Source organism: Bacillus australimaris (genome assembly GCF_001307105.1).
GTDB lineage: Bacteria > Bacillota > Bacilli > Bacillales > Bacillaceae > Bacillus > Bacillus australimaris.
The window spans coordinates 240,823-266,684 of record NZ_LGYN01000001.1; the positions used below are offsets into that span (position 1 = coordinate 240,823).

Below are 25,862 nucleotides of genomic sequence, written 5' to 3' on the forward strand. Positions count from 1 at the left end.
ACCGCGTTTAGCGGTGTTTTAGATTAAGCATCTACAACTTCAACTTTTTCCATGCCTTGTCCTTGTTCCATATCAAGAACAGCCTCGATACCAGAAGTTACCTTACCGAAAACAGTGTGAACACCGTTTAAGTGCGGCTGCGGGTCATGTACGATAAAGAATTGGCTTCCGCCTGTGTCTTTACCAGCATGTGCCATTGATAATGAACCTCTTTCGTGTTGATGTGGATTTCCTTCTGTTTCACATTTAATTGTGTAACCAGGGCCACCTGTTCCATTCCCGTTTGGATCTCCGCCTTGGCTGACGAAGCCTGGGATCACGCGGTGGAATTTCAATCCATCATAGAAGCCTTCATTCGCTAATTTTTCAAAGTTTGCGACTGTACCTGGAGCTGCCTCTGGGTAAAGTTCAAACTCAATTTTCTTACCATTCGTTAGTTGTATGTATCCTTTTTTCGCCATTTTTCACATTCTCCTTTCAGGTTAAACAACGCTCATTATAGCACATTTTCGGTGATGTTAAACATCCCCTGCTTTATGATAATGATTTACCTCTTTTCTTATTATTGATAAAATGGAATGAGCTTGATCCTATTTACCTAACAAAATGATGACAGAATGAGCAAAACGTCTTCATTGATTGGAAGAAGAAAACATCTTCAAAAGAAAATTGAAACGCCAGACGGATTTGTTACGTCTAAATGATGGAGTGCATTTCATCGTGTACTCAAAAGATGAGTTTCTCTTGAAAGAGGAACGCTTTCGACTTGAAGGAGGTCAACATGTTTAAAAAAACGATGCTTGGTATGATGGCAGCGCTCCTTTTCCTAATTGGTGCGCCAAAAGTCAGCTTAGCGGATGCAGCTGTAGGCGATGTCATCGTCACACTCGGGCAAGACTTAACTCCGGCTGATCGCCAAAAGGTGCTTGACGAGTTGAATCCACCTGAAAACGCGACAAAAATTGAAGTAACCAATAATGAAGAGCATGAATATTTAGGAAAGTACATCCCTCGTTCACAAATTGGGACGAGAGCATTGTCATCTTCATCTATCACTATCGAAAAATCTGGTACTGGTCTGACTGTAGATACACACAATATCAAAACCATTACAGATGAGATGTATTTAAATGCTTTAATGACAGCAGGTGTTAAGGATGCGAAGGTTGTCGTGACTGCTCCATTTGAAGTCTCTGGTACAGCCGCACTGACGGGCTTATTAAAAGCGTATGAAGTGTCAAGTGACAAAGCCATTCCAGAAGATGTGAAGCAGGTTGCAAACGAAGAGCTTGTGACAACTTCTAAATTGGGTGATTCCATCGGGAAAGACAACGCTTCTGCCCTTATTGCAAAAATCAAAGATGACATTGCGAAAAACGGTGTCCCTAAAACAACAAAAGAAGTAGAAGAAAAAGTCGATCAAGCTGCTTCCGATTTGAATTTAAACTTAACACAAGACCAAAAAGATCAGCTTGTCTCTCTATTCGATAAAATGAAAAACATCAATATCGATTGGAAACAAGTCGGATCTCAAATTGATAAAGCAAAAGACAAGATTACGAAATTCATAGAATCCGATGAAGGGAAAAACCTTCTTCAAAAGATTTGGGATTTCTTTGTCTCCATTTGGAACGCAGTCGTCTCTGTATTCACTGGAGGAAAATAAGTCATAAAAAAAGCTGCCTGTATACCAGGCGGCTTTTTTTAAGTAGATGATTTCACTTTTGATTGATACGGTAAATCGAGTTTGACAATGTCCTCATATGTTTCACGCTCAACTACAAGCTGCGCTTCCCCGTCTTCTACAAACACAACAGCTGGGCGCGGGATACGGTTATAGTTGTTTGACATACTGTAGCCGTAAGCACCGGTACAAAAGACAGCTAATAAATCACCTTGTGATAACTCTGGCAGATCGATGTCCCAAATGAGCATATCTCCGCTTTCACAGCATTTTCCGGCAATTGAAACTGTGTGATCATGCGTTTGGCTCATTTTGTTGGCACTTGCCGCTTCATATTTCGCTTGATATAAAGCCGGACGAATGTTGTCACTCATACCACCATCTATCGCAACATAATCACGGATGCCAGGAACATGTTTTGATGAGCCGATCGTATAAAGTGTCGTCCCTGCATCTCCAACAAGAGAACGGCCTGGTTCAATCCAAATCTCTGGCATATCGAACTCGTAGCGGGCCACATTTTCTTTTACCGCTTGGATAATTTTCTCGACATATTCTGTCGCAGGAAGCGGTTCATCCTCTTCTGTATAACGAATGCCAAAGCCCCCGCCCAAGTTTAATACTGTAGAAATAAAACCAAATGATTCTCTCCATTCATCCAGCTTCAAAAAGATTTTATCTGCTGCAAGGACAAAACCAGCCGTATCAAAAATTTGCGAACCGATATGGCAATGGACACCTAAAAGCTCAATGACTTCTGATCCAAGCACTTGTTTCACCGCTTCATCTGCTTGTCCATTGTGAAGATCAAAGCCAAATTTTGAATCCTCTTGACCTGTCGTAATGTAATCATGTGTATGCGCTTCGACACCTGGCGTGATGCGGAGCAATACTTTCACTTTTTTTGACAGCTCTTGACCAAGCTGTTCAATGAGCTTCATTTCATAGAAATTATCCACAACAATACAGCCAATCCCATGCTCTAATGCCATCTTTAATTCTTCTCTGCTTTTATTGTTCCCATGGAAATGAATTTTTTCTACTGGGAATCCAGCGCGAATGGCTGTGTGAAGCTCGCCGCCTGATACGACATCAAGAGATAATCCTTCTTCTTTGGCAAGCTGAAACATTGCAATGGAGGAAAATGCTTTACTCGCATACGCTACCTGCGCTGTTAATTCTTCTTCTATAAATGCTTTTTGAAAGCTTTTTGCGCGCTCCCGTATTAAAGCCACATCATATACGTAAAGTGGTGTCCCATACGTTTCAGCTAACGAAACGGCATCAACACCACCAATTTCTAAATGACCGAGTTCATTTTGTCTGCAAGTGCCGTGTAAATACAATGTCATTCCCTCTTTCTCCGCCTCGGCTGAAAAAAGACAGCTGCGTGAGCTGCCTTTTGCCGTTTCTCAAAGTTAAAAATACAATATCACAATCTTCAGCCACTTTCAATGAGCGCTAAGAATTTGGCGGAATTTTTGATCTGTTTTGAGGGTGCACAATGCTTGGCCTTACTTTTGAGCCCGGAACAGACGTCCGAATCAGCACTTGCCACAAAGCTTTCCCATTAAAAGGAAGGAACGGCCACATATAAGGCGTCTGCAATGAACGAATGGACGTTAAATAAATGAGTAACAACGTAAACCCAATGATCAGTCCATTCAGCTTAAAGATCGCCACTAGTGCTAGTATGATAAGACGTACAATCTTATTGGCTACACTTAATTCATAGCTCGGCGTCGTAAATGTACCGATCGCAGCTAACGAAACGTACAGGATGACCTCTGGCGTAAATAAACCGACATCAATGGCGATTTGTCCAATTAAAACGGCCGCAATCAGACCCATGGCGGTCGACAATGCGGTTGGCGTATGAATGGCTGCCATCCTTAAAAATTCTACCCCGAAATCAGCAAGGAATACTTGGAGAATGACAGGGATATGAGAAGGTTTGTTAAATCCAATATAGCTTAAATGGTCAGGCAGGAGATTTGGTTCTAGGATAAAAAGAAACCAAATCGGCAAAAGAAATGTAGAACATAAAATACCTAAAAAACGTACCCACCTTAGGAACGTACCAACGGCAGGCGCCTGACGGTATTCTTCTGCATGCTGAACGTGGTGAAAAATAGTGGTTGGTGTAATGATGACGCTAGGGGATGTATCCGTAATGATGATGACATGCCCTTCTAATATGTGGTTAGCGGCGACATCTGGGCGCTCGGTGTAACGCACTAGCGGAAAGGGATTATATCCTTGCTTTATAATAAATTCTTCAACCGTTTTATCAGACATCGTCAGCCCATCGACTTTGATTCCTGATACTTCTTTTTCTATAATATCCACAAGATCTGGGTCTGCAATATCTTCAATATAGCAAACACAGACATCCGCTTTCGAACGTTCGCCTACTTTGAGCATTTTGTATCGCAGCTTTTCATCTCGTACTCTTCTTCGAATAAGCGCTGTATTTACAATAATGTTTTCAACAAATCCGTCTCTTGCTCCCCGGACAACCTTTTCAGTATCCGGTTCCTCCGGCATTCTGCCAGGATAGCTTCTGACGTCAATGATAAATGCGTAGTTTTCACCTTCTACAACGACTGCTACAAGCCCAGAAAGCACTTGATCCACCGCTTCATCCAGCGTTTCTACTTTGGAAACCTGCTGATTGACAAGGCGGTTCTCAACCACACGGGCAAGGTCATCTGATTCAGGTTCGTTGTCATTGATTTCGATTAGTTCTTTTAATAAGTAGATGATATACTGCGTATCACACAATCCGTTTACATAGTAAAGCTGGATTTCCTGATCGTGTATATAAATTTTCCGAACACCAAGGTCGAAGCTGAGACCCATTCCCACATTTTCCTTGAAGTAATCTTCATTTTTCTTCGGATCTCGGTACACGCTTACCTTGTCTTTCTTCACGGAAACCACTCCTTTCTAATATCAATTCAACTGCTTTCATCGTGATTGGAGATCCTTTGCTCAGATCATCTTTCCGTCCCATTTTGCCAATATCTCCAATCCCGACAACGAACGGAAGATTAAGGGAGTCAAGACAATACACTGTATCCCCGCTCATTTTATGGGGCTCCATTTCGGGAAGACCGTGCTTGTCGACACCGTATTCAGTCAGTTCCCCTTCCCTGTCAATGGAGACATGGACTTTTGTCCATTCGGCTTGATGCGTCTTGGATGCAACTGCGATCGCTCCAATGACTTCGATTTCAGGGTGGCGTGCCACATGTTTCATCGCCGTCTCCCCTGTTCCTTCACCTGTCAGACCAGAATCATCAAACATTACAAAGACTGGATCATATGGCGTTTTTAAAATCATCTGAACAAGTTCAGGTCCTGTCCGTTTGCTTGGATTTCCTTTTGAGCTGGAAATACATCGTCCGCCGACATTTTTAGCGGCAAGCTCAATGGTTTTGGCAGCATATATATCTCCGTCTGTCACTAAAATGACCTTCCGTCTTTGCCCCATATTAGGTTATCCTTTCGGTTTAAAGATAAGTGCGATAATAAATGAGAATAAAATCGCAGCTGATATACCAGCAGAGGTTAATTCAAAAATACCGATGCCGATACCGATGAATCCATGTACATCCGCTTGGTGCATCGCCCCGTGAAGCAAGCTATGACCAAAGCTGACGATTGGTACGGTTGCGCCTGCACCGGCAAATTCAATAAATTTATCATAAATACCGAATCCATCTAAAATGGTACCCGCCACAACAAAAGTAGTCATGACATGTGCAGGTGTGAGTTTGAGTACGTCTAGCAAAAGCTGGCCGATGACGCAAATAAGTCCGCCTGCAACAAAAGCGATAAGATAATCCATTAGCTCTCTCCTCCTGCACGCTCAAATACAACACCGTGAGCAATGGTTGGAATGGTCTCTTTTTGCTGAACCATCATCGGGCTGAGTAATGCCCCGGTTGCTACAACCAAAACTCTTTGCAGATTCCCTGCTTTCATTTCTTGAAAGATATGACTAAATGTCACAATCGCTGAACAAGCACAGCCGCTGCCCCCAGCGAATACATTTTGATCGGGTGTATAGATAATTAATCCGCAATCATCGTGTTTTCGACCAAGCTGAATGCCGTCTTCTTTCAAAAGATCCTTTAAGATCGGTGAACCAATACCAGATAAATCTCCAGTTAAAATGAGATCGTAATCATCAACTGTTCTTCCTAAGTCTTTTAAATGCTGCTTGATGGTGTCTGCTGCTGCAGGTGCCATGGCCGATCCCATGTCAAATGGATCTGTAATGCCAAGATCCATCACCCTGCCTACCGTTGCGCTCGTAATTTGAATTTGAGAGGGCTCTTGGCTGATAATAACAGCTCCGCTTCCGGTCACTGTACTTGTTGCTGTATCGGGCTTTTGTCCGCCGTATTCTGTCGGATTACGAAATTGGCGTTCTGCCGTCGCATTATGGCTGCTCGTCGCCGCAATGGCTTTATTTGCAAAACCGCCATCAATGAGCGCTGACGCAATGGCGACCGATTCCATTGAAGTGGAGCATGCCCCGAACAAACAAAGGAATGGGATTTTCAGTTCTCTTGCCACATAGTTTGCTGTAACGTTCTGATTGAGTAAATCTCCAGCCAATAAAAGGTCAATATCATTTTTTTGTAAATTTGCTTTTGATAAAGCGGTTGATATCGCATCATCCATGAGCTTCCTTTCAGCCATTTCCCAGTTCTTTTGATCACAATGCATTTCATCGTATGTTTTATCAATTAAATGTCCGATCGGTCCTTCTTTTTCCTTCGGTCCTGCAGCGGTGCCTTCTGCATTGACATAAAGCTTGTTCTCAAATACCCAAGACTGTTTACCTGTTAGTTTCACCTTTCATTCCTCCTACGAAAACATCTTTTCCAAGATGTATCGAATGATCCCTACGACATATGCCGAGACAACACCAAACACAATGACGTTCCCAGCGAGCTTAAACATATTTGTGGCAACACCTAAAACAAGCCCTTCACTTCTATGCTCAAGGGCAGCACTTGTCATGCTGTTTGCAAAGCCTGTCACCGGTACAGCGGATCCTGCTCCAGCAAACTGGCCAATTTTATCGTAAATCCCGATACCAGTTAATATAGAAGAAATTAAAATGAGGGTCGCCACTGTCGGGTTCCCTGCTGTTTTTTCGTTAAAATCAAAAAAGTGGATATAGAAATTTTGCAGCCCCTCTCCTATCAGACAGATCAAGCCGCCAACTAAAAACGCCTTGATGCAGTTGAGGACATAAGGAGGTTTAGGCTGATACGTTTTCACCTTAGATGGATAGTTCTCTTTTAAACTCGACACGTGTTGTTCCCTCCAATTTCTTAAATATAAATAAGCCAATGAAATAACGAACCAAATACCTTTCCTAAGACGATGGCCATGAGCAGCAAAACAATTTTCCCGTCCATTCCAATTCTCTTCGTTAATATAGGAAGTACATTTAATACTTCAGTGAGTGCAGCTGCAAGCATGCCGACGAAGATGCCTGATAAAAGACCAACCGGCAGCACCAGCCATTTGGTTAAATGCAGATGCATTTGACTTAAGGTTGCCCATCCGCCAACGACCGCCCCGCTAATAACAGCCGCCTCGTACCCTTGTATGAAGCGCTGCGTTTTGGTTAATTGCATTAAGCGAGGAATGATACCAAGCACTGTAAGAAATGCCACAAATCCTGCTCCGACCGTTAAACCGCCGCCAAGTCCAACGAGTACGACAAAAAGCCATTTACCGATCATGGATATCTTTCAATGTTTCTTTATTTTCGTTGAGTGCGACGTAATGATCGAGATCGAGCTGATATTTAAACATTTCCACCTCAAGCGGACTTGGCTCTTCATTTAAACGCTTTTTAAACACATGATTGAAAAACAAAATCATGCCAAAACCGAGTCCAAAACTATATGGAATTTGTAATAAATACGGGTGCTCAACCGTTTTCCCAGTGATCATTTCATATAGGCGGATATGAACAAGCCGCATACTGACATCCTCGTGGAAATTCATAATGGCAAGCGCCGCTCCGACAAATAATAGGAGCCATACAAACACAAATAAAACGGGAGAAAGCTGGCGTTTACCTGTATCAATTTCAACAATGGCCTCAGAGCCGCCAACGGTTTGAATATCGATATCTGGCCACGTTTTTTTGATCGTTTTGACCACATGCATAATATCAAGAACAACGATGTGACGATCCTTTTTACTGACATGATACACCGGCATTTTACTTAGCTTTTGCACAGCAAACTCATCACCAGTAATTTGGGCGATATCCTCTAAATAAATGAGCTGATCAATACCTGTCTTGATTCGATGGCGCAGCCGAATAAAGATTTGTCCGTCCATCCAAATCACTTCCTATACGATGGGTTAAAATTAGTATGTGGTGAAAAATGGTTCTCATACTGGCAGAACTCGATTTACCGGTAATTACCACACAAAAAAAGCCAGCCGAATTGGCTAGCTGTCTTTCTGATCCATTTGCATTTGGATTTGTTTTAAAATTTTCTTTTCAAGCCGTGAGACTTGTACCTGTGAAATACCGAGCCGCTCTGCCACCTCAGATTGTGTCTGGTCTTTATAATACCTTAAATAGACAATGAGCTTTTCCCGCTCTTCTAATTCCTTGATCGCTTCTTTCAATGCGATTTTATCAAACCACCTTTCTTCGGAATGATCGGCAATTTGATCAAGCAATGTAATCGGATCACCATCATTTTCATACACAGTTTCATGAATGGATGATGGTGAGCGGACCGCTTCTTGGGCGAGGACGACATCCTCTGGTGTAATATCAAGGTATTCGGCAATTTCCTGAACGGTCGGCATTCTTCCATGAGACTTCGATAATTCATCTCTTGCCCGCCGAATTTTATTTCCGAGTTCCTTTAATGACCGGCTGACTTTGACTGTACCATCATCCCGAATGAATCGCTGAATTTCACCGATGATCATCGGAACGGCGTACGTCGAAAACTTCACATCATATGACAAATCAAATTTATCAACAGATTTTAACAGTCCAATACAGCCAATCTGAAACAGATCATCTGGTTCATATCCTCTATTCAAAAAGCGCTGAACGACGGACCAAACAAGACGCATGTTTTTTTCTACGAGGAGGTCTCTTGCTTGCTGATCACCGTCTTGGCTTTTTTTGATGAGCTCTTTGACTTCATCATTTGACAGCTGGGCTTTTTTTGCTTGCTTTTTTACCTCCACATCCATATGAGCAGCTCCTTTAATTACAAAGCGCTTTGCTTTTTGATAGATGCTTTGTTAAACGGATGGTCGTGCCCATTTCTGGAGATGAGTCCACCATGACATCATCCATAAAATTCTCCATGATGGTAAAGCCCATACCAGAGCGCTCTAAGTCTGGTTTTGTAGTGAAAAGAGGCTGTCTTGCTTCCTCAAGATCTGTAATTCCCATGCCTTCGTCACGGATGGTGAGGTACACGACATGATCATCTAGTGTGACATGAATATACACCTTGCCGTCTGGATTCCCATCATAGCCATGGATGATGGAGTTTGTTACTGCCTCTGATACGACTGTTTTGATTTCTGTTAATTCATCCAATGTCGGATCAAGCTGGGCAATAAACGCAGCAACTGTTACTCTCGCAAAGGATTCATTTTGACTTAAAGCAGAAAAGGTCAGGTTCATTTCATTTCTCATGATGCCACCCCCAATGTTTGCAAAGCCGTTTGCTCAGAAGGCTCCATACGAATAATTTTAAACAAGCCAGACATATCAAATAACCGGTTCACCGCTGGCGAGATGGCACAGACGACCATTTCCCCGCCAAGCTGCTTAATTTCTTTATATCTTCCTAAAATCACTCCAAGTCCAGAGCTGTCCATAAACGATAAATCAGCCAAATTCAGCACGATGTGGCGAATGTCCTCTGTTTCCAAATAATTCGTCACCTTTTGTCTCAACGTTTCTGCGGAGTGATGATCGAGCTCTCCTGTTAACCGAATGCAAAGTACGCTCTCTTTTACTTGAAAATCAATACCAAGGCTCATCTTTTCTTCCTCCTTGCTCTAATTTCGGATAAAGAGTGTTTCTCTTTTATATGAAGTAAATCCTTCACCATGACAAAACTAGTGACCATTCGTCACATTTAGATGTTCTTTTCTTCTTCATAGCAAAAAGACTGCCAATTACAGCAGCCTTTCGCCTTTTATTTCCATTTTACAAATTCAGCCATCGCTCGTTTGAAGAAAGTCCAAACGCCCGCTTTTTCCATTCCTTCTTTTGCTTGTACAGGGCTCTCATGCAGCACTTTCCCGTCTTTTTTCAAGACAATCGTACCCAGTTCCGTTCCTTTTGAAAATGGAGCCGTGACATCATGAGACAATTTGATTTCTTTTTTAATCTGATCCACATTTTCGCCTTTTTTCGTTAAAAGGGAGATGGGTTCAGATGTGACGAGCTGAACTTTTTTCTTTTTTCCTTTGCTCACTTTGATCTCCGCCACATCCTGCCCTCGTTTGTAAAGCGGATGGGTCGTATATTGACTAAATGCGTAATCTAACATTTTAACTACCTGAGCATTTCTGTCTTTCGGTGTACTTGCGCCGAAGACGACTGCAATGACGCGCATGTTGCCTTTTTTAGCGGATGCGGTTAAACAGTATTTCGCTTCACCTGTAAAACCTGTTTTTATCCCATCAACACCTGGATAAAATTTAATCAGACGGTTTGTATTGACAAGCCAGAATTTTTTATCCGTGTTTTGCCTGAGATAGTCTTCGTAGACACCTGTGAATTTGGTGATTTGTTCATATTTCAATAGCTCTTTTGCCATTTTTGACATATCATGAGCTGTACTGTAGTGGTCTTTTTCAGGAAGTCCCGTTGGGTTTTGAAAGACGGTAGAGGTGAGCCCAAGCTCTTTCGCCTTTTTGTTCATCTGCTCAACGAACTGTTCTTCAGATCCGGCAATATGCTCTGCCATGGCAACAGATGCATCATTTCCTGACGCAATGGCAATGCCTTTCAGCATTTCTTTCACCGTCATTTCTTCTCCAGGTTCAAGGAAGATTTGTGAGCCTCCCATAGATGCCGCATAGTCGCTCGTTCTGACCTTATCTGTCATTTTTAGTTTCCCTTGATCAATGGCTTCCATGATCAGAAGCATCGTCATGATTTTGGTCATACTTGCAGGAGCAAGTTTTTCATCACTGTTTTTGTTGTAAAGCACCTTCCCCGTGTCACGTTCAATTAAGATGGCTGATTTGGCTTCGTGCGCCAATTCTGATGTTTGTTTTTCTCCTGGTTTTTCAATCTTTTCTTTTGCTATCGCTGATGGTGAAATCATTGAAATAAGGATCATGAAAATAAACAATGCACATATATGACGTTTCAAGTGGCAGACCTCCATTATCGTAATCCTTTGTATTTTTTCCTTATACAGGCTGTTTTATTCAGAGATCGTTTGATTGCCATAAAAAAAGCCTTCTGCTTAAAAAACAGAAGGCTTCTGGAAACTTGCTATGAGAGTTGTTTAACAATATCTTTTACTAAATCAAGGAAACTTGCTTTCACTTTTTCCGTTACTTCAATGACTTCATCATGAGTCAGCGGTTGATCTAAAATACCAGATGCTGCATTGGAAATGCATGAGATCCCAAGCACCTTGATTCCTGCATGACGTGCAACAATCACTTCTGGAACAGTCGACATACCCACTGCATCTGCTCCAAGTGTTCTAAGGAAGCGAACTTCAGCAGGTGTTTCATATGAAGGACCCGTCATCCCTGCATAAACACCCTTCTGTACAGAGATACCTAGACGCTCGGCTATTTCTTCTGCAAGTGCCAGCAACGCTTTATCATATGGTGCTGACATATCAGGGAAACGAACGCCCTGACTGTCATTAGGTCCAATTAATGGATTGGTCCCCATCATATTGATATGATCTGTGATCAGCATGAGATCTCCTGGATGGAAGGACGTATTCACACCGCCAGCTGCATTTGTGACAATACATGTCTCAATGCCAATTTCTTTCATCACACGGACAGGAAATGTCACTTGCTTCATATCATATCCTTCATAGAAATGAAAACGTCCTTGCATAGCGCAAACGACAGTGCCTTTCAGCGTTCCAATCACGAGCTGCCCTGCATGTCCCTCTACTGTTGAAACAGGGAATCCAGGAATATCTTCGTATTTTAATTTGATTGGATTTTCAATCTCATCTGCTAAAACACCCAGCCCTGATCCTAAAATGAGCCCAACTGTTGGTACGTATGTCGATGCTTGTTTAATGTATGCCGCCGCTTCTGAAAACTGTGCTCCCACGAGATTTCCCCCTATTTGAGTTTAGATAAAAAGCTTGTTCCGTATTTTGGCATCGTTGACTTGAAATTATCTGCAACCGTTGCCCCAAGATCAGCAAAGGTTTTTGCCGTTGGCAGTTCATTTGCTTCCTGATGCTTTTTACTGTAAGCAATGAGCGGAACGTATTCTCTTGTATGATCTGTTCCGTGATGAACTGGGTCATTTCCATGATCTGCTGTGATGACAAGAAGATCATCCTCTTTCATCAGGTCAAACACTTCTGGAAGACGTGCGTCAAATTCCTCTAGTGCTTTTCCGTAGCCCTCTGGATCTCTTCTATGTCCGTAAAGAGCGTCAAAATCAACAAGGTTTAAAAAGCTGATTCCTGTAAAGTCTGTTTTAAGTGTATCGACCAGCTTGTCCATTCCATCCATGTTTGATTTCGTTCTGAGTGAAGAGGTAATTCCTTCGCCGTCGTAAATATCAGAGATTTTTCCGATCGCGATGACATCGAGTCCATCATCTTTCAGTTCATTCATCACTGTACGGTCAAATGGTTTTAACGCATAGTCATGACGGTTTGGCGTTCTAACAAATGCGCCAGGCTCTCCGACAAACGGACGAGCAATAATGCGTCCAACCATATATTTTTCATCTAATGTCAGTTCACGTGCAATTTCACAAATGCGGTACAGCTCATCTAACGGCACAACTTCCTCGTGCGCAGCAATTTGCAGCACAGAATCGGCAGATGTATACACGATTAAATCGCCTGTTTTCATGTGCTCTTGGCCAAGCTCGTCTAAAATTTCAGTACCAGACGCAGGTTTATTTCCGATAATGCCTCGGCCTGTTTTTTCTTTTAATTCATTTAATAGTTCATCTGGGAATCCGTCTGGAAAGACTTTAAACGGTGTGTCTATGTAAAGACCCATGATTTCCCAGTGTCCTGTCATTGTGTCTTTTCCGTTTGATGCTTCTTGCATTTTCCCATAATACGCAAGCGGTTTTTCATCCGCTGGAATTCCTTTGATTTCTTTAATATGACTCAGCCCAAGCTTCGCCATATTCGGCATATGAAGCCCGTTCATTTTTTCAGCAATATGTCCAAGTGTATCTGCACCTACATCATTAAAATCAGCAGCATCTGGTGCTTCCCCAATCCCTACTGAATCCATTACGACGAGGAAAATGCGTTTATACTGATAATCAGGCATTAAAAAGCGCCTCCTTCAATATTCTTGTCTTTTGACCTTTCAAAAAGAGAGAGGTCAGACATCTCAAGTATAAACCGTTTACAAGCCAGTTGACAACCATAAACGGTGCAAACATGAAAAAGCATGACACACGCTCACCGTGTCATGCTTTACTTATGCCCTTGGATGGAATTTGTGATACACATCTTTCAGTCTTGTTTTCGTCACATGCGTATAAATTTGTGTTGTTGAGATATCGGCATGTCCGAGCATTTCCTGTACGGCTCTTAGATCAGCACCATTTTCAAGCAGATGTGTAGCAAATGAATGTCTAAGCGTATGCGGGGTCAGTTCCTTTTGAATCCCTGCTTCGATGGCTCGTTTTTTTAAGTTCTTCCAAAAGCCCTGCCGCGACATCTTTTTCCCATGATGATTGAGAAATAGGGCATCTGCCGGCTGTTTTTTTAACAGCTTGCCTCTTCCTTTTTCAATATATTCTTCAATCGCACTTGCAGCAGTCTCGCCAATTGGCACAATTCGCTCTTTTCTTCCTTTTCCAAAACAGCGGATAAAGCCCATTGTGAGGTGGACATCGGCAAGGGTTAGATCCAGCATTTCACTAACGCGTATGCCTGTTGCATATAAGAGCTCAAGCATCGCTTTGTCACGGTAGTCAAAGGGCGTGTGCTGATTTGGTGTATCAAGCAGTTTTTCGACTTCTCCTAGTGATAGAACTTTCGGTAATTTACGCTCTGTTTTTTGCGATTCAATGTTCCATGACGGGTCATCCGTTGTCACTTTTTCCCGGAGCAGAAATTGATGAAAGGAACGGATCGATGATAAATGCCGTACAGACGTTTTACTCGATTTCCCTTCCTCTTTTAGCTGCTTTAAATAATGAATAATATGCAGGCGCGTGACATCTTTGATATCCGTCAGTTGTTCATGTGTCATTAAAAAAGACAAATAGCTCTGTAAATCTCTTTTATAAGAAACAATGGTATTTTCAGAGAGTCCTCTCTCTACTGTCATAAAATGAATAAAGTCGGATAATTGATCGTTCAATGATTTCTACTCCCCGTTTTGATAAAAATAAATCAATCGGTCTTGCCAATTGTCATGATTCGGCTGATCCATTTCCATCACTTTAATTGCTGCACCCTCTGGTTTATCATAACGATGGTAGCTTTCATATTCTGAATTTATCCATATCATAGCATAATAGAACAGGACGGTAAAACCAGTGAACAAGATAAAGACTTTCATCACTTCACCTGTTGTTTTGAGCCATTTTCGCATGATCCTCATGTCCTTTCTCATCTTCTCATTACTTCAGCATATGCCAGGTAGGACAAGGATTATACAGCGAAAATGCAAAAAACCTCTTCATCTTAAATGAAAAGGTTCCAATTCGGATTATTTGCCGGATTCATCATCATGACACCGGTGGCAAATACCATGGAATGTCAATCTATGATCCTTAATTTTAAATCTCCAGTCGCGTTCAATAATCTCTTCGACATCTTCTAATAAATCATCTTCTATCTCATCGACTGTTCCGCATTCCATGCAGACAAGATGATGATGGAAGTGGGCAGCCCCTTCTTTGCGAAGATCATATCGCGAAACGCCGTCTCCAAAGTTAATTTTATCAACAACTTTTAGTTCAGTAAGCAATTCTAACGTCCGATAAACAGTAGCAAGACCAATTTCAGGAGACTTCTCTTTTACGAGGAGGTATACATCTTCTGCACTTAAATGGTCTTCTTCATTCTCAAGCAGTACTCTTACTGTTGCTTCACGCTGTGGCGTGAGCTTGTAACTGGAAGAATGAAGCTGTTTCTTAATTCGATCAATTCTATTTTCCATTGACTTTCCCTCCTACGCCACATTACTTGATCATTATATCAAATGATGTGCTGAGAGCCAACTATAATCATTTTAAATTGATAAATAAATTGATTATTATTTAATAACAATTATAAAATATTTAAAAAAGAACACCTGCCAGCTTTTTCATTAGCATAAATGAAATGTACGATTCAAAAAAGGACGAAAGTGCAGCAAGCGCTAAAATCATCAGCAGAACAGATGCATACCGGCCAAACCACTGAACAGGTGCTTGACTGATGGTTTTCTTCATGAAAAGCTGTCCAATGAGACGGATAGAAAATGCAATCGCACAGGTGCCTATCACTAAATAGGCTGGAATGAGCAAAATGTTTTGCGGAAGCACTGATACAAACGAGAGAAAAAATCCGCTGAGTCCCATTTGATTTACTAGAAAACCAACCGTAAACCCTACAACAATTCCTTTTAAAAAGATCATGAGAAAGATGAGCGGCAGACCAATGATAGATATTCCTAGTATCCACATAAGGCCTAAATATTTCATATGATGCAGGAAGCTTTGCAAAAACATTTCTTTTGATTCTGCTGCTTTCTCATTCGTCAGCTGACCAAAAAATTGATTTAAATAATAAAATAAATCCTCTTTCTGACTGAAAGTCATACTATTAACAATAATGGCACCGAAGATCACACCCATTAAAAAGAGTACAGAGACAAATAAATAAATCGAGAGATGATCTTTTACGTGCTGAAGAAGATGTTCCTTCCAAGACTTTTTCCGCATGCGTCTTCCTCCCAAATAGTAAAGGTTACTAGATTCTATGAGAGAGATTACGAAACATGACAGTTTTATTAGAAAGAAAAAAGAGAAAGCAGCTGTAACCTGCTTTCTCTTTTCGTTTATCGTGCGGCTTTTTGTACATTCACAAGCCCAGCACCATAATAAAAAGGATCTCCAAGCTTTGTCGCCGTTTGTGACAGTCTCTCACGCACTTCGTCGTTTGTCAGATTCGGATGTTTTGATAGAATGACAGCCGCAGCGCCCGTGACATGCGGGGAAGCCATTGATGTTCCGCTCTTGTAACCATACTCGTTATGAGGAATGGTGCTCAGCGTTGAAACGCCTGGTGCTGAGACTTCCACTTCCTCGCCAACAGATGAATCAAAGGCTCTTTGCTTTGTTTGGTCAACAGAGGCAACAGCCACAACTGAGCTGTATTTAGCTGGATAGTCAATCGTATTGAGAGAGCCATAGCTTCCTGCATTCCCTGCAGAAGCTACAATGAGAATCCCTTGATCATACGCTCGATCTACCGCCTCTTTCAGCGCCTCAGATTCACTTGCGCCCCCCATACTAATATTGATGACATCCATATTGTTCTCAATGGCCCATTCAATCCCTTTAATGATCCAGCTATAATAGCCTTCACCATTCTCATCTGCCACCTTAACAGCATAGATCGAAGCTTTTGGCGCAACGCCAACGACACCTACCTTATTATCTAATGCGGCAATGGTGCCTGCCACATGCGTTCCGTGTTCATGCGGGTCAACAAGCGGATCTGACTCTGTGGGAACAAAGCTGATCCCGCCCGTAACATGTAAATCTTCATGCTTACCATCGATGCCGCTGTCAAGAACTGCTACTTTGACATTCTGTCCGGCGTATCCTCTTTTATGTACCTTTTGTGCTTTGATGCTTTTGATGCCGTATGGGACAGTTTGACCGCTTGTTTTTGCTTTATGGTCCTCCTCAATGAAGGTTACTTCTTTTGCTTTATTTAGTTTCTCTTTGGATGTCTCATTCAATGACACTTTCATCATATCTATTTGCTCTATGGATTCTTTTACATGCCCACCAGCTTCTTCTACAAGCTGTTTTTGTGTTTTGTCTTGAACGGAAGAAGAAAAGCCGATCATGTACTCTTTTTTCGCTTGCTCCTTTGCAGAAATATCTGACGCGCCAAACGTGATCGATGCCACAAGCATACTTGCCATACAAAGCCCTGCTCCAAATGACTTGACGTTCACAATCCTCACTCTCCCTTTCATTTCTTTTTGTCATTTAACTACATTTTTAGACAAAAAGAAACGATCATTTGTCCTATTTTTTAAAATTTTACCATTTATTTGATCTAGTTGTCATAAAAAAGCAAAATAAAAATGCTTATGATCCTCTTGATAGTGATCATAAGCATTTCGTCCTTTATGTTTCTTCATCATGTTCTGTAAGGCTTCTTGTTTTGTTTTTGTCTTTCTTTCATGTGTGCTAAAATGCGGCATATTTCCTCTCGACAGTTCTGGGTTTCGGCTGTGCTGCCTTTGAATATGTTCTCGTTTTTTCTTTGCTTTGCTTTTTCCCATTTGGCAAAACCCCTTTCGTTGACGTTATGATACACGATGTCACATAAAAAAGATAGACGTATACACGTCTATCTTTCTTCTCTCACCATATCAAGATGGGGAATTCCATCTTCGTCATAACAATTTGAAACGACTTTGAAGCCGAATGATTCGTAGAATGATTTTAAATATGCCTGCGCCTGAATTTTAATCCTTGTTTCACCTAACTCATTCAGCTTTTCAATTGCCTTATCAAGCAGGATTTTCCCGTAGCCTTTTTTCCGGCCGGCCTGCGTCACAAGAACACGGCCGATGGAAGCTTCTTTGTACATGATTCCGCTTTGGAAGATGCGGCAATAAGCGACAATCGCGTTATCTTCTTTTGCAACGAGATGAAGCGCTTCTTGGTCCCGGTAATCAATTTCAGGGTAAGGACATGTTTGTTCTACAACAAACACATTGACTCTTTCCATAAGAATCAGGTAAAGATCCTCTTTTGACAGCTGTTCAAACGTTTGACATGTCCATTTCATTTCATTCATGATTCATATCCACCTTACCGTACACTCCGCCTCCACCAGCGATCAGTCCGACTTCACCTTTCCTTGCTTTTATGATGTAGCCCGCTGTTTTTTCTGGAAGCACAGCTTTTAGTTCTTGTTCTGTAGCTTGATGAAGAATATTCATTTCCGTGTGAAAAACGGATTTTAGCTTCTCTAGCGTTTTGGGTCCAACACCCGGAATAAACTGAAGCGGGAGCTGATGAATATAAGGAGGTCTCGTTCCTTTTTCGCTTTCTTGGTCAGCAAGCTCCTTTAAACGCTCACTCACCCCTTTTGTCATTCGGGTATGCCCGCATTCGTGGCACTTTTCTTGGTCTAGCGCGCGAGGTCTTTCCCCGCATTTCTCGCAGGTCGTATGATAGTACTTCCCAAGCCGAGGGGCAAGTCCATAATTTCCAGTGATGGCTCTGCCATCTTTTCCTTCAAGGGCTAGCTTGAATTCAGCAAAGGAAGCATGATTCATTTGAATTTTTGTATATTCTCGCGCAATTTTCCCTAAAGAATGAGCATCTGAATTCGTTAAAAAGGGATAACGGTCCAGCTCACTTAGATGAGACGCCATGGACGTATCACAGCTAAGACCAAGCTCAACAGCATCAATGAGATCTGGATCAAATACTTCCGTTAAAGAAGTGTTGACCCCTTTACCGTATAGGCTTTTATGCGGTGTGAAAATATGAGCAGGAATAAACAATCCTCCCAGCTCCTTAACCTTGCGCTGAAGTGTTTTCCCATCAACATAGAGGCGCTGTGAACTCAAATGCACATTTTTCATATGAAGAGAAAGCCATGCAGAAAACTCAGACATCTTGTCTAGTGTGGGCATAAATGCAAGCACGTGAATTGGACCCTTTGAATGCTCGTCATTGATTTCTAATTCACTGCCTAAAAGCAGCACTGTCTGTCCAAATGATAGGCCGCCGTCTTCTAGTTCAGAGTACGTACCTTTCTCGACACCCTCTATTAACTCTTCAAGGACTTCTGGAGATTGTGCATCAATCACACCAATCATCCCCATTCCTTTACTTTGCGCTGCTTCAATGAGAATTTGGTCAATTGTTAGTGACCTTGCACCTGTAATTTTGACAGCTCTGCCTGTTCTTGTTCTGCCAATATGAATATGGATGTCTGCAAAAAACTCTTTCATTTTGTTGACTCTAGTACCTCTTGCAGCTGTAAGTATTGAATGGCATAGGCTGTTTTTGCATCATAAATGTGCTGCTTTTCAATGAGGTGCAAGGCTTCTTCTAATGAAACTTCCATCACTTCGACAAATTCATCTTCATCCAGCTCTCTTTTTTCTTCAAGCGGAACTAGCTGATCCGCTAAATAGATGTGGACAATTTCATCTGCAAAACCAGGTGATGTATAAAAGGCGGTCAGCTTTTGAAGCTGCTGAGTTGTGTACCCTGTCTCTTCTTCCAATTCTCTCAATGCAGTATGTGCCGGCTCTTCCCCTTTTTCTAGTTTTCCAGCCGGAATTTCCACGATGGCTCTCTCCAGTGCTTTACGGTATTGCTTAACCAAGATGATTTTATTTTCATCTGTACGTGCAATGACAGCTACTGCACCCGGATGTTTAATGATTTCACGTTTACCTTGTTTTCCGTTTGGTAATTCTACATCTTCAAGTACCAAATCAATGATTTTTCCGTTATATAATTCTTTCGACGATAATGTTTTTTCTTCAAAGTCTTTCAATTTTGTCAGCTCCTCGTTCTACTTTCACTTTTTACTTCATTTATTTTAACATAGATGATTTAAGAGAAGCGAAAAGCGATCGCTTGCTTCAATGCGCCATTTGAAATCGCCTAGCTTGAATTCCTGATTTTTTTCACTTAATGTGAAAGGATAGGAGTGTGATGGAATTGAAAAAAAGACGAATTGGCACCTCAGATCTCTTGGTGAGTGAGGCGGCATTAGGCTGTATGTCTCTTGGAACTGAAAAAGAAAAAGCGCTCTCTTTATTAGATGAGGCGATTGATCTTGGAATTAACTACTTGGATACAGCCGATTTATATGATTTTGGGACAAATGAGGAAATTGTCGGAGAAGCCATTAAAAATAGACGGCAAGATTTGATTTTGGCAACAAAAGCCGGTAACCGCTTTGAAAAAGGCAAAACAGGCTGGGACTGGGACCCTTCAAAAGCATACATAAAAGAAGCAGTCAAACAAAGCCTCAAACGCCTTCAAACAGATTATATTGATTTATATCAATTGCACGGCGGCACGATTGAAGATCCCATTGACGAGACCATTGAGGCTTTTGAAGAATTAGTGGAAGAAGGCGTTGTTCGTTATTATGGCATCTCTTCTATTCGCCCGAATGTCATTAAAGAATACGCCAAAAAGTCGAACATCGTGAGCGTGATGATGCAATATAGTTTACTCGACCGCCGCCCAGAAGAATGGTTCTCCCTTCTTGAAGAACAAAGCATTAGTGTCGTCGCAAGAGGTCCTTTAGCGAAAGGATTATTAACTGAAAAACCACTTTCGCAAGCAAGTGCAGCGATTCAAAAGAATGGCTATCTTCAATATTCATACGAAGAGCTCCAGCAGGTCATTCCTTCTTTAAAAAAAATCGCCTATGACCTATCACTCACTGAACTATCCATTCAATACTTACTTAAGCATTCTGCGGTCAGTTCCGTTGTATTTGGCGCAAGCTCGGTAAAACAGTTAAAAGAAAATGTGGCAGCGGCAAATGCCCGCTCTTTAAGCGATCAAGAAGCCAAAGCATTAACTTACTATACAAAACCATCTGTGTATGAGGCGCACCGGTTCAAATAAAATGAAAAGAGATCACATGATGTGATCTCTTTTTAGCTTTTATATTTTCTCCAGTCTAAATGGCTCTCATCTAGCAGCTCTGAAAAGCTTTTATTTTTTTCTTTTTCTTTTTGCTGTCGAAGGAGGTCTTGTCGTTTTTGTTCTTCTCTTTTTTCTGTCTCAACGGCAAGGTTCTGCTTCATTTGAAGAAGCTGTTGTTTGACATCATCATTTATGCCATCCTTTAATTTCGCTTGATCTTGATTGGTCTTTTTCATTGTGACTCTCTCCTTTTGACTTAGTGTATCATCCGTTTTATTTCCTAAGCAAGAGTCACGCCAATCTCCTAACATGTGGTATGATCTTCATAGAAAAAACTTCGGAAAGGAAGAATTGGCTAGATGAAGAAATGGATCGCTATACTTGTCTTGATATTGTGTCCACTCGCTGCAATCGGCATTTTTTTCACCAATAAAATGATGTATATTCGAAAATTAACAGATGAGGAGCTTATTAAACGGGAATCAGATGAAGGGCATTATCATCACGAGGAATTTCAACAGCTTTACAAAGAGAAAGTGTGTATACCGTCAGTATTTGGGTATAACCTTCATGGCTATTTTGTGCCGTATCCACATACAACACGAACTATTGTGCTTTGCCATGGCGTTACCGTCAGTTTAATTAATTCCGTTAAGTATATGAAATTATTCCAAAAGCTCGGATGGAATGTGATGCTTTATGATCATAGAAGACATGGGATGAGCGGCGGGGAAACCACGAGTTATGGATACTATGAAAAAGAAGATCTTGCGCAGGTCGTCAAGTGGATTAGACAACGACTCGGGGAAAATGCCATCATTGGGATACACGGTGAGTCAATGGGCGCAGTCACGACCTTGTTATATGCTGCAAAGCCGGAAGCAAACGCCAATTTTTACATTGCAGATTGTCCTTTTGCTTCTTTTGAGGATCAGCTTTTGCATCGATTAAAAACAGATTTTCGTCTTTCAGGGCAATGGATTCTTCCACTAAGTGATCAAGTGTTAAAATGGCGGGACGGATACCGCATCCGGCAAGTTTCCCCTCTTGATGTAATCGATCAGGTGAAAGAACCTGTACTTTTTATTCATAGCCGCCATGACGACTATATCCCTTGTGAGCAAAGTCAGCAGTTATTTGCACGAAAAAAGGGTGATAAACAGCTATTTATTGCGCCACACGGTGCGCATGCAATGTCTTTTAGTGAAAATAAGGAAGCTTATGAGCAAGAAATTCAAGCATTTCTTCAAAAATTTAAATTGAATGAAAATAAAAGAGGAGAATGAACAGCAGTTCGCCCCCCTCCTTTTGAGCTAACTTATGCGATAGTCACCACTGTTGTATGATGTCTGCCCGCAAGCTCCATATGGCTCTCTTCCGATTGCTGCTGACTCATGACCGATAATCCTGCAGTTGCTGCCAATAAAAGAACTATCAAACTCGTTTTCATATAAATGACCCCCATTTTGAATTTTTGATATGGCTTGAATTTTCCTTTCGTAAAACCGGGTAGATACTTCAAACAGTCCAAGCTCATTGTAATAATGAGCCGCATCAAGTGCCAATTCCTCAATATCCGGGTATAAGCGCTTGTCCTCCAGCAGGTCTAATGTATCGTCTATGATTGTTATTTCTGCATCAACGTATAATGCTTTTAAGAACTGAAATTTGCAGATGTAAATTTCGTCTTCTAATTCACAGGCCTTCATAATACCTTGTTGATAGAGGGTTAACGACTCTTCTATTTGTTTTTGTTTAAACAGGATTTGTGTCAGCATAAATAGTGGGTCTAGAGAGCGATTAAGATGGGTTAAATTCTCCTTTTCAAACACTTCAATAGAATCTTTCAGATAACGGCTTGCTTCCGCAAGGTCATTCATTTGATAATAACAGTTACCTAAGTTGAAAAGGGCCGAACCTATGACTCGAGGGTTTCCAATTGAGCGTGCTCGCTTTAGAGCATTTTTAAAGTAGGGCAATGCATGTTCATAGCATTTCAAATCATCATAGTTTGCACCGATGACAAATTCACAGTGGATGATTCTCAGCGTGTACGTTCTGTAGGCAGAATACGTATCTAACGCTTGCAAGGCATAGTGCATCGAAAAGTGGGTTTGTTTCATGTGGTAGTAAATTTCTGCTAATTTAAAGTAAAATTCTGCTCTTTCTATATCATCTGATATGAGATTGAGCTTTTTTTCTGCTGAACGGTAATAAGCAATAGCACTTAAATAGTTTCTCTGTTCAAATTCAAACATTCCTGTGAAAAAATGAACATAGTATTCAAGCATATCCGTTAATTTTGTTTGCGAATGTTCAATCGTTTTCAGCAAATTTTTAATCTCTTCATCATTCGAGGCTTTTTTTGCCGGTTCAAAATATTCAAGCATCACCTTATGGCGAAAATCCATCAGCTGGTAAAACAATAACAAATTTTGATCCTGCTCCATCTCCAGGATTTCCTGCTCGATTTCCGCCTTCAGCTTCTCTGCTTTCATCACATGAAATCCGCAAATCTGCCTATACCATTCGTTTATTTTGATTCCAACCTGAGGCGATGACAACTTGAGCTTCAATTCACTTTAGCACCTCCCTTCTCATATACGATACATGTTGTATTCTATCACATTTCCTCGAATGGAAGAAATATGAAAAGTCATTTTTCGCAAAGTTTTCGGTATCCCGCAATAAACGCTTCAAATGCCTATTTTTCGGCATTCACAGCCATTATTTTTTATTTCTAGTTTTCTCATTTTGTCGAGTTTTTTGTTGAAAAATGGCTTTTTTCTGTCTCAAAAGACCATTTTTTAGATTAGACAACGGTGCTGTTTGATGAGATGATGAATGCACGAAAAAAACCCTTCCGAAAAAGGGTTTTTATAATACATCTGTTACTTGATCCATATTCTCTTTGATCCAATTGACAGCTAATTCGAGCGTTGGAAATTCTTCCGTTTCAAATGTGACTTCATCCTGAAGTAGCCAAACATCCTTTTTCACAGAATCCATTCCACCTATTGACCAGTGCAAAAGGCTATAGGGGTGATTATTATTTAAAAACGACACCCACGTTTTATTTTGTGCCGTGTTTTGTATCACTTTTAGCTTTTGATCCACTACATTTCCACCTTACTTTACAAGTATACCCATTCTCGGGCTGAGTATTTGTTGAGGACTTTTCAACATGAGTGTGTTGGCTTTTTCATTAAAATCAATCGTCATTTCCTCATCAAAAAAGACCTTTTGTGCCGTGTGTATGTACAGCTTAAAGGGCTGATTATGCTTGATCTCTTCCCACTCACCTGTTCTTTCACCTGTGAGCCAAATCATTGGGACACCGCTTACCGCACAGCCGCATCCATCTGAATCATAGCGAAGGAGCAGTTCTTTTGTTTCATGCTCTGCTTGTCGTTTTGTAAGGAACGCTGCTGCTGGTTCTGTTATATGAATATACATGCCGAACATCCTTTTTTCGTTGATTGTTACATTGTAACATATCCGCCATCAATTAAACATGTTCACGCCCTGTCAGTTCTCACTTCAGCATACCATGTTCTATATCATGGTTATCATTTGTCTTTATACTGCTTTGACCAATTGTACGCTTCTTGTTCAATTTCTTTAATGATGGCATCTTTTCCATTGATATAACTTGCCATATCCTCCGGATAAGCTTTTGCCAATTGACGCTTTTTATTTGCATAGGCCTTGGCACGCTCAGGTGCAGCTTTTAAATAATCACGGAACACCAAATGCCTTTTTACATCATCATGACCAGCTTCATAGGCGTGAACGTGATGTGTTTGGTTTAAGCCGCCTTTTCTAAAAAAACGTCTTCCTTTGAGTCCGTTCTCTCCGAGCGGTTCATATCCTAGCTGACGAAATAAGTGGTTACATTCATCTAAGCCACTGATATGCTTGACCTCTAGCAAGATATCAATAATTGGCTTAGCGGCCATTCCTTTGACTGACGTACTGCCAATGTGGTGGCCATATATCCAGTTGTCGCCAACTATCTTTTTCAGCTTGTCATGCTCATCTTGAAATTGTTCTGACCAGCTCGATTGGTATTCAATCACTTCCACCTTTCGAAGCATCGAACATTCCATCTTTGTTAACACCAGATTGTTTTCCACCTGCAAACGGCTCTTCTGTTTAAACCCTAGTTTTTCATAGAGCTTGATTGCTGGTATATTCGCTTCCGCTGTTGTGAGCTCGATTGTTTTTTGCTGCTGGATAATGGCTTGCATGAGCTCTGTTCCGATTCCTTGATGGATATGCTGAGGATGCACAGCTAATCGGCAGAGGACAATTCGGTCCTCATGCATTTCATATGAAGCGATTCCTAACAAATGACCCTCTTTTTCAAACCCTATGAAAATCTCATCTGTTTCCATAATATCTTTAACCGTTTCTTTTAAGGGCGGTAAATCTTGATAGCCAATTTGCTCTGCCTCCCGCTGATATGCGGCCAATTGGATATGTAATAGCTGTTTTGCTTGTTCTTTATTTTTTTGATCCAGTCTGATGATCATGCTTTTGCCTCCAGTTTTTTCACAAATAGCACACGATCTTCATGAATACCATCGTAATCTGAAAAAACCGAGATGCCTTCCACTGTTTTATCTCCCTTTTCGATCTGAAAACCGAGCTTTGTATGGTAAGCAATCGAGACTTTGTTAACAGGAGCTGTGACGGCCTTAATCGTTGTTCTTCCTTCCTTTTCAGCCGCTTCATAAAACGCTTGATAGAGAATTTTGCCGATCTTTAATTTTCGGTGGTCTGGATGTACTCCAACAAAGTGAATATATGCTTCATCTGAATGAGATTGCGATAAAAAACCGACTAAAAAGCCGATCAGTTCACCTTTTTCAACAACGACAAAACTTGTTTGCTGAAAATGTTCAAAAAATAGCTTTGGCAATTTTGCACGCAAATCTCTGCCTCCCCACCAGCTTTGGATGACGGATGTGACGGCATAAAAATCTGACGGCTTCACTTGACGTATCATGATGGCCTCGCCCCTTTTCATTTTTGGTTTTACCGCTCTCTTTTTCACCAAAAATCAATTGTTTCAATAGT

At 41.2% G+C, this 25,862-nt stretch carries 33 protein-coding genes; 3 read left to right on the forward strand and 30 right to left on the reverse strand.

Annotated features, from left to right (window positions below):
• Nucleotides 1–23: 23 nt before the first annotated feature.
• Nucleotides 24–461: a peptidylprolyl isomerase gene (locus AKG37_RS01260; protein ID WP_008359679.1), complete on the reverse strand. Its 438-nt coding sequence runs from the start codon at nucleotides 459–461 to the stop codon at nucleotides 24–26.
• 320 nt (nucleotides 462–781) lie between these two features.
• Between AKG37_RS01260 and AKG37_RS01265 the strand changes: the two genes are divergently transcribed.
• Nucleotides 782–1,666, forward strand: coding sequence for a DUF1002 domain-containing protein (locus AKG37_RS01265; RefSeq protein ID WP_060697227.1), 885 nt, complete (start codon nucleotides 782–784; stop codon nucleotides 1,664–1,666).
• A gap of 38 nt (nucleotides 1,667–1,704) precedes the next feature.
• Here AKG37_RS01265 and lysA read toward each other — a convergent pair whose 3' ends face one another.
• From lysA to AKG37_RS01380, 23 genes are all read right to left on the reverse strand, one after another.
• Entirely contained in the window at nucleotides 1,705–3,030 is a 1,326-nt protein-coding gene (gene lysA / locus AKG37_RS01270) for a diaminopimelate decarboxylase (protein WP_060697228.1), read from the reverse strand.
• Nucleotides 3,031–3,145: 115 nt separating this feature from the next.
• On the reverse strand, nucleotides 3,146–4,627 hold the full coding sequence (locus AKG37_RS01275) for a spore germination protein (protein WP_149865060.1): 1,482 nt from the start codon (nucleotides 4,625–4,627) through the stop codon (nucleotides 3,146–3,148).
• A complete protein-coding gene (gene spoVAEA / locus AKG37_RS01280) occupies nucleotides 4,572–5,180 on the reverse strand; it encodes a stage V sporulation protein SpoVABEA (RefSeq protein ID WP_060697230.1) in 609 nt (202 codons plus the stop codon). Before spoVAEA ends, AKG37_RS01275 begins: the two co-directional genes overlap by 56 nt.
• Nucleotides 5,181–5,186: 6 nt before the next feature.
• A complete protein-coding gene (gene spoVAE, locus AKG37_RS01285) occupies nucleotides 5,187–5,537 on the reverse strand; it encodes a stage V sporulation protein AE (RefSeq protein WP_007501045.1) in 351 nt (116 codons plus the stop codon).
• Complete coding sequence (gene spoVAD, locus AKG37_RS01290) at nucleotides 5,537–6,553, reverse strand: stage V sporulation protein AD (RefSeq protein WP_060697231.1); 1,017 nt, start codon at nucleotides 6,551–6,553, stop codon at nucleotides 5,537–5,539. The genes spoVAE and spoVAD overlap by 1 nt, the downstream gene beginning before the upstream one ends.
• A 12-nt stretch (nucleotides 6,554–6,565) precedes the next feature.
• The gene (spoVAC, locus tag AKG37_RS01295) at nucleotides 6,566–7,018 is read right to left on the reverse strand and encodes a stage V sporulation protein AC (RefSeq protein WP_060697232.1); all 453 of its coding nucleotides are present in this window, start codon (nucleotides 7,016–7,018) and stop codon (nucleotides 6,566–6,568) included.
• A 20-nt stretch (nucleotides 7,019–7,038) separates the two neighbouring features.
• The gene (locus AKG37_RS01300; protein ID WP_060697233.1) at nucleotides 7,039–7,455 is read right to left on the reverse strand and encodes a stage V sporulation protein AB; all 417 of its coding nucleotides are present in this window, start codon (nucleotides 7,453–7,455) and stop codon (nucleotides 7,039–7,041) included.
• Nucleotides 7,445–8,065, reverse strand: a complete 621-nt coding sequence (locus AKG37_RS01305) for a stage V sporulation protein AA (RefSeq protein WP_034280357.1) — start codon at nucleotides 8,063–8,065, stop codon at nucleotides 7,445–7,447. Before AKG37_RS01305 ends, AKG37_RS01300 begins: the two co-directional genes overlap by 11 nt.
• A gap of 114 nt (nucleotides 8,066–8,179) precedes the next feature.
• Nucleotides 8,180–8,947: an RNA polymerase sporulation sigma factor SigF gene (gene sigF / locus AKG37_RS01310; RefSeq protein ID WP_024422864.1), complete on the reverse strand. Its 768-nt coding sequence runs from the start codon at nucleotides 8,945–8,947 to the stop codon at nucleotides 8,180–8,182.
• Nucleotides 8,948–8,960: 13 nt separating this feature from the next.
• Nucleotides 8,961–9,401, reverse strand: a complete 441-nt coding sequence (spoIIAB, locus tag AKG37_RS01315; protein WP_060697234.1) for an anti-sigma F factor — start codon at nucleotides 9,399–9,401, stop codon at nucleotides 8,961–8,963.
• On the reverse strand, nucleotides 9,398–9,751 hold the full coding sequence (gene spoIIAA, locus AKG37_RS01320) for an anti-sigma F factor antagonist (RefSeq protein ID WP_024422866.1): 354 nt from the start codon (nucleotides 9,749–9,751) through the stop codon (nucleotides 9,398–9,400). The genes spoIIAB and spoIIAA overlap by 4 nt, the downstream gene beginning before the upstream one ends.
• Nucleotides 9,752–9,909: 158 nt before the next feature.
• Nucleotides 9,910–11,064, reverse strand: coding sequence for a D-alanyl-D-alanine carboxypeptidase family protein (locus tag AKG37_RS01325; protein ID WP_420805450.1), 1,155 nt, complete (start codon nucleotides 11,062–11,064; stop codon nucleotides 9,910–9,912).
• A 158-nt stretch (nucleotides 11,065–11,222) separates the two neighbouring features.
• Nucleotides 11,223–12,035, reverse strand: a complete 813-nt coding sequence (locus tag AKG37_RS01330; RefSeq protein ID WP_060697236.1) for a purine-nucleoside phosphorylase — start codon at nucleotides 12,033–12,035, stop codon at nucleotides 11,223–11,225.
• An 11-nt stretch (nucleotides 12,036–12,046) separates the two neighbouring features.
• Nucleotides 12,047–13,231 carry a phosphopentomutase gene (gene deoB / locus AKG37_RS01335; RefSeq protein ID WP_060697237.1) on the reverse strand — a complete coding sequence of 395 codons (1,185 nt, stop codon included), beginning with the start codon at nucleotides 13,229–13,231 and terminating at the stop codon, nucleotides 12,047–12,049.
• A 153-nt stretch (nucleotides 13,232–13,384) separates the two neighbouring features.
• Nucleotides 13,385–14,275 carry a site-specific tyrosine recombinase XerD gene (xerD, locus tag AKG37_RS01340; protein WP_060697238.1) on the reverse strand — a complete coding sequence of 297 codons (891 nt, stop codon included), beginning with the start codon at nucleotides 14,273–14,275 and terminating at the stop codon, nucleotides 13,385–13,387.
• A gap of 6 nt (nucleotides 14,276–14,281) precedes the next feature.
• Nucleotides 14,282–14,509, reverse strand: coding sequence for a YqzK family protein (locus tag AKG37_RS01345; RefSeq protein WP_060697745.1), 228 nt, complete (start codon nucleotides 14,507–14,509; stop codon nucleotides 14,282–14,284).
• A 117-nt stretch (nucleotides 14,510–14,626) separates the two neighbouring features.
• Nucleotides 14,627–15,079 carry a ferric iron uptake transcriptional regulator gene (fur, locus tag AKG37_RS01350; RefSeq protein ID WP_060697239.1) on the reverse strand — a complete coding sequence of 151 codons (453 nt, stop codon included), beginning with the start codon at nucleotides 15,077–15,079 and terminating at the stop codon, nucleotides 14,627–14,629.
• A gap of 121 nt (nucleotides 15,080–15,200) precedes the next feature.
• On the reverse strand, nucleotides 15,201–15,845 hold the full coding sequence (gene spoIIM / locus AKG37_RS01355) for a stage II sporulation protein M (RefSeq protein ID WP_060697240.1): 645 nt from the start codon (nucleotides 15,843–15,845) through the stop codon (nucleotides 15,201–15,203).
• Nucleotides 15,846–15,961: 116 nt separating this feature from the next.
• Nucleotides 15,962–17,092: a S8 family peptidase gene (locus AKG37_RS01360; protein ID WP_078060953.1), complete on the reverse strand. Its 1,131-nt coding sequence runs from the start codon at nucleotides 17,090–17,092 to the stop codon at nucleotides 15,962–15,964.
• A gap of 111 nt (nucleotides 17,093–17,203) precedes the next feature.
• A complete protein-coding gene (locus AKG37_RS01365) occupies nucleotides 17,204–17,425 on the reverse strand; it encodes a hypothetical protein (RefSeq protein WP_060697241.1) in 222 nt (73 codons plus the stop codon).
• A 68-nt stretch (nucleotides 17,426–17,493) separates the two neighbouring features.
• A complete protein-coding gene (locus AKG37_RS01370; RefSeq protein WP_060697242.1) occupies nucleotides 17,494–17,946 on the reverse strand; it encodes a GNAT family N-acetyltransferase in 453 nt (150 codons plus the stop codon).
• Nucleotides 17,939–19,114, reverse strand: a complete 1,176-nt coding sequence (locus tag AKG37_RS01375; protein ID WP_060697243.1) for a TIGR00375 family protein — start codon at nucleotides 19,112–19,114, stop codon at nucleotides 17,939–17,941. Before AKG37_RS01375 ends, AKG37_RS01370 begins: the two co-directional genes overlap by 8 nt.
• A complete protein-coding gene (locus AKG37_RS01380) occupies nucleotides 19,111–19,668 on the reverse strand; it encodes an NUDIX hydrolase (protein ID WP_046311676.1) in 558 nt (185 codons plus the stop codon). Before AKG37_RS01380 ends, AKG37_RS01375 begins: the two co-directional genes overlap by 4 nt.
• A gap of 167 nt (nucleotides 19,669–19,835) precedes the next feature.
• Here AKG37_RS01380 and AKG37_RS01385 point away from each other — a divergent pair, with 167 nt between their 5' ends.
• Nucleotides 19,836–20,759 (forward strand): aldo/keto reductase, encoded by a 924-nt coding sequence (locus AKG37_RS01385; RefSeq protein WP_060697747.1) that lies wholly within the window; start codon nucleotides 19,836–19,838, stop codon nucleotides 20,757–20,759.
• A 32-nt stretch (nucleotides 20,760–20,791) separates the two neighbouring features.
• On the opposite strand, the gene AKG37_RS01390 is transcribed toward AKG37_RS01385, so the two are convergent.
• Complete coding sequence (locus AKG37_RS01390; RefSeq protein ID WP_060697244.1) at nucleotides 20,792–21,016, reverse strand: YqkE family protein; 225 nt, start codon at nucleotides 21,014–21,016, stop codon at nucleotides 20,792–20,794.
• Nucleotides 21,017–21,139: 123 nt separating this feature from the next.
• On the opposite strand from AKG37_RS01390, the gene AKG37_RS01395 reads away from it, so the two are divergent.
• On the forward strand, nucleotides 21,140–22,066 hold the full coding sequence (locus AKG37_RS01395) for an alpha/beta hydrolase (protein ID WP_060697245.1): 927 nt from the start codon (nucleotides 21,140–21,142) through the stop codon (nucleotides 22,064–22,066).
• Nucleotides 22,067–22,093: 27 nt separating this feature from the next.
• On the opposite strand, the gene AKG37_RS01400 is transcribed toward AKG37_RS01395, so the two are convergent.
• The 5 genes from AKG37_RS01400 to AKG37_RS01420 all read right to left on the reverse strand — a co-directional run bounded on the left by AKG37_RS01400 (nucleotide 22,094) and on the right by AKG37_RS01420 (nucleotide 25,791).
• Nucleotides 22,094–23,356: a response regulator aspartate phosphatase gene (locus tag AKG37_RS01400; protein WP_060697246.1), complete on the reverse strand. Its 1,263-nt coding sequence runs from the start codon at nucleotides 23,354–23,356 to the stop codon at nucleotides 22,094–22,096.
• Nucleotides 23,357–23,657: 301 nt separating this feature from the next.
• On the reverse strand, nucleotides 23,658–23,897 hold the full coding sequence (locus AKG37_RS01405; protein WP_024422884.1) for a YqkC family protein: 240 nt from the start codon (nucleotides 23,895–23,897) through the stop codon (nucleotides 23,658–23,660).
• A gap of 12 nt (nucleotides 23,898–23,909) precedes the next feature.
• Nucleotides 23,910–24,236, reverse strand: coding sequence for an iron-sulfur cluster biosynthesis family protein (locus AKG37_RS01410; RefSeq protein ID WP_060697247.1), 327 nt, complete (start codon nucleotides 24,234–24,236; stop codon nucleotides 23,910–23,912).
• Nucleotides 24,237–24,349: 113 nt separating this feature from the next.
• Nucleotides 24,350–25,315 (reverse strand): GNAT family N-acetyltransferase, encoded by a 966-nt coding sequence (locus tag AKG37_RS01415; RefSeq protein ID WP_060697248.1) that lies wholly within the window; start codon nucleotides 25,313–25,315, stop codon nucleotides 24,350–24,352.
• Nucleotides 25,312–25,791, reverse strand: a complete 480-nt coding sequence (locus AKG37_RS01420) for a GNAT family N-acetyltransferase (protein ID WP_060697249.1) — start codon at nucleotides 25,789–25,791, stop codon at nucleotides 25,312–25,314. Before AKG37_RS01420 ends, AKG37_RS01415 begins: the two co-directional genes overlap by 4 nt.
• Nucleotides 25,792–25,862: the final 71 nt, after the last annotated feature.

Coding starts and splice junctions, on each gene's coding strand:
- AKG37_RS01260 (WP_008359679.1), bottom strand. CDS start 461: ATGGCGAAAAAAGGATACATACAACTAACGAATGGTAAGAAAATTGAG.
- AKG37_RS01265 (WP_060697227.1), top strand. CDS start 782: ATGTTTAAAAAAACGATGCTTGGTATGATGGCAGCGCTCCTTTTCCTA.
- spoVAEA (WP_060697230.1), bottom strand. CDS start 5,180: ATGGGGCAAAGACGGAAGGTCATTTTAGTGACAGACGGAGATATATAT.
- spoVAE (WP_007501045.1), bottom strand. CDS start 5,537: ATGGATTATCTTATCGCTTTTGTTGCAGGCGGACTTATTTGCGTCATC.
- AKG37_RS01300 (WP_060697233.1), bottom strand. CDS start 7,455: ATGATCGGTAAATGGCTTTTTGTCGTACTCGTTGGACTTGGCGGCGGT.
- AKG37_RS01305 (WP_034280357.1), bottom strand. CDS start 8,065: ATGGACGGACAAATCTTTATTCGGCTGCGCCATCGAATCAAGACAGGT.
- sigF (WP_024422864.1), bottom strand. CDS start 8,947: ATGGATGTGGAGGTAAAAAAGCAAGCAAAAAAAGCCCAGCTGTCAAAT.
- spoIIAB (WP_060697234.1), bottom strand. CDS start 9,401: ATGAGAAATGAAATGAACCTGACCTTTTCTGCTTTAAGTCAAAATGAA.
- spoIIAA (WP_024422866.1), bottom strand. CDS start 9,751: ATGAGCCTTGGTATTGATTTTCAAGTAAAAGAGAGCGTACTTTGCATT.
- AKG37_RS01325 (WP_420805450.1), bottom strand. CDS start 11,064: ATGATCCTTATTTCAATGATTTCACCATCAGCGATAGCAAAAGAAAAG.
- deoB (WP_060697237.1), bottom strand. CDS start 13,231: ATGCCTGATTATCAGTATAAACGCATTTTCCTCGTCGTAATGGATTCA.
- AKG37_RS01345 (WP_060697745.1), bottom strand. CDS start 14,509: ATGCGAAAATGGCTCAAAACAACAGGTGAAGTGATGAAAGTCTTTATC.
- fur (WP_060697239.1), bottom strand. CDS start 15,079: ATGGAAAATAGAATTGATCGAATTAAGAAACAGCTTCATTCTTCCAGT.
- spoIIM (WP_060697240.1), bottom strand. CDS start 15,845: ATGCGGAAAAAGTCTTGGAAGGAACATCTTCTTCAGCACGTAAAAGAT.
- AKG37_RS01365 (WP_060697241.1), bottom strand. CDS start 17,425: ATGGGAAAAAGCAAAGCAAAGAAAAAACGAGAACATATTCAAAGGCAG.
- AKG37_RS01370 (WP_060697242.1), bottom strand. CDS start 17,946: ATGAATGAAATGAAATGGACATGTCAAACGTTTGAACAGCTGTCAAAA.
- AKG37_RS01375 (WP_060697243.1), bottom strand. CDS start 19,114: ATGAAAGAGTTTTTTGCAGACATCCATATTCATATTGGCAGAACAAGA.
- AKG37_RS01390 (WP_060697244.1), bottom strand. CDS start 21,016: ATGAAAAAGACCAATCAAGATCAAGCGAAATTAAAGGATGGCATAAAT.
- AKG37_RS01395 (WP_060697245.1), top strand. CDS start 21,140: ATGAAGAAATGGATCGCTATACTTGTCTTGATATTGTGTCCACTCGCT.
- AKG37_RS01410 (WP_060697247.1), bottom strand. CDS start 24,236: ATGTATATTCATATAACAGAACCAGCAGCAGCGTTCCTTACAAAACGA.
- AKG37_RS01415 (WP_060697248.1), bottom strand. CDS start 25,315: ATGATCATCAGACTGGATCAAAAAAATAAAGAACAAGCAAAACAGCTA.
- AKG37_RS01420 (WP_060697249.1), bottom strand. CDS start 25,791: ATGATACGTCAAGTGAAGCCGTCAGATTTTTATGCCGTCACATCCGTC.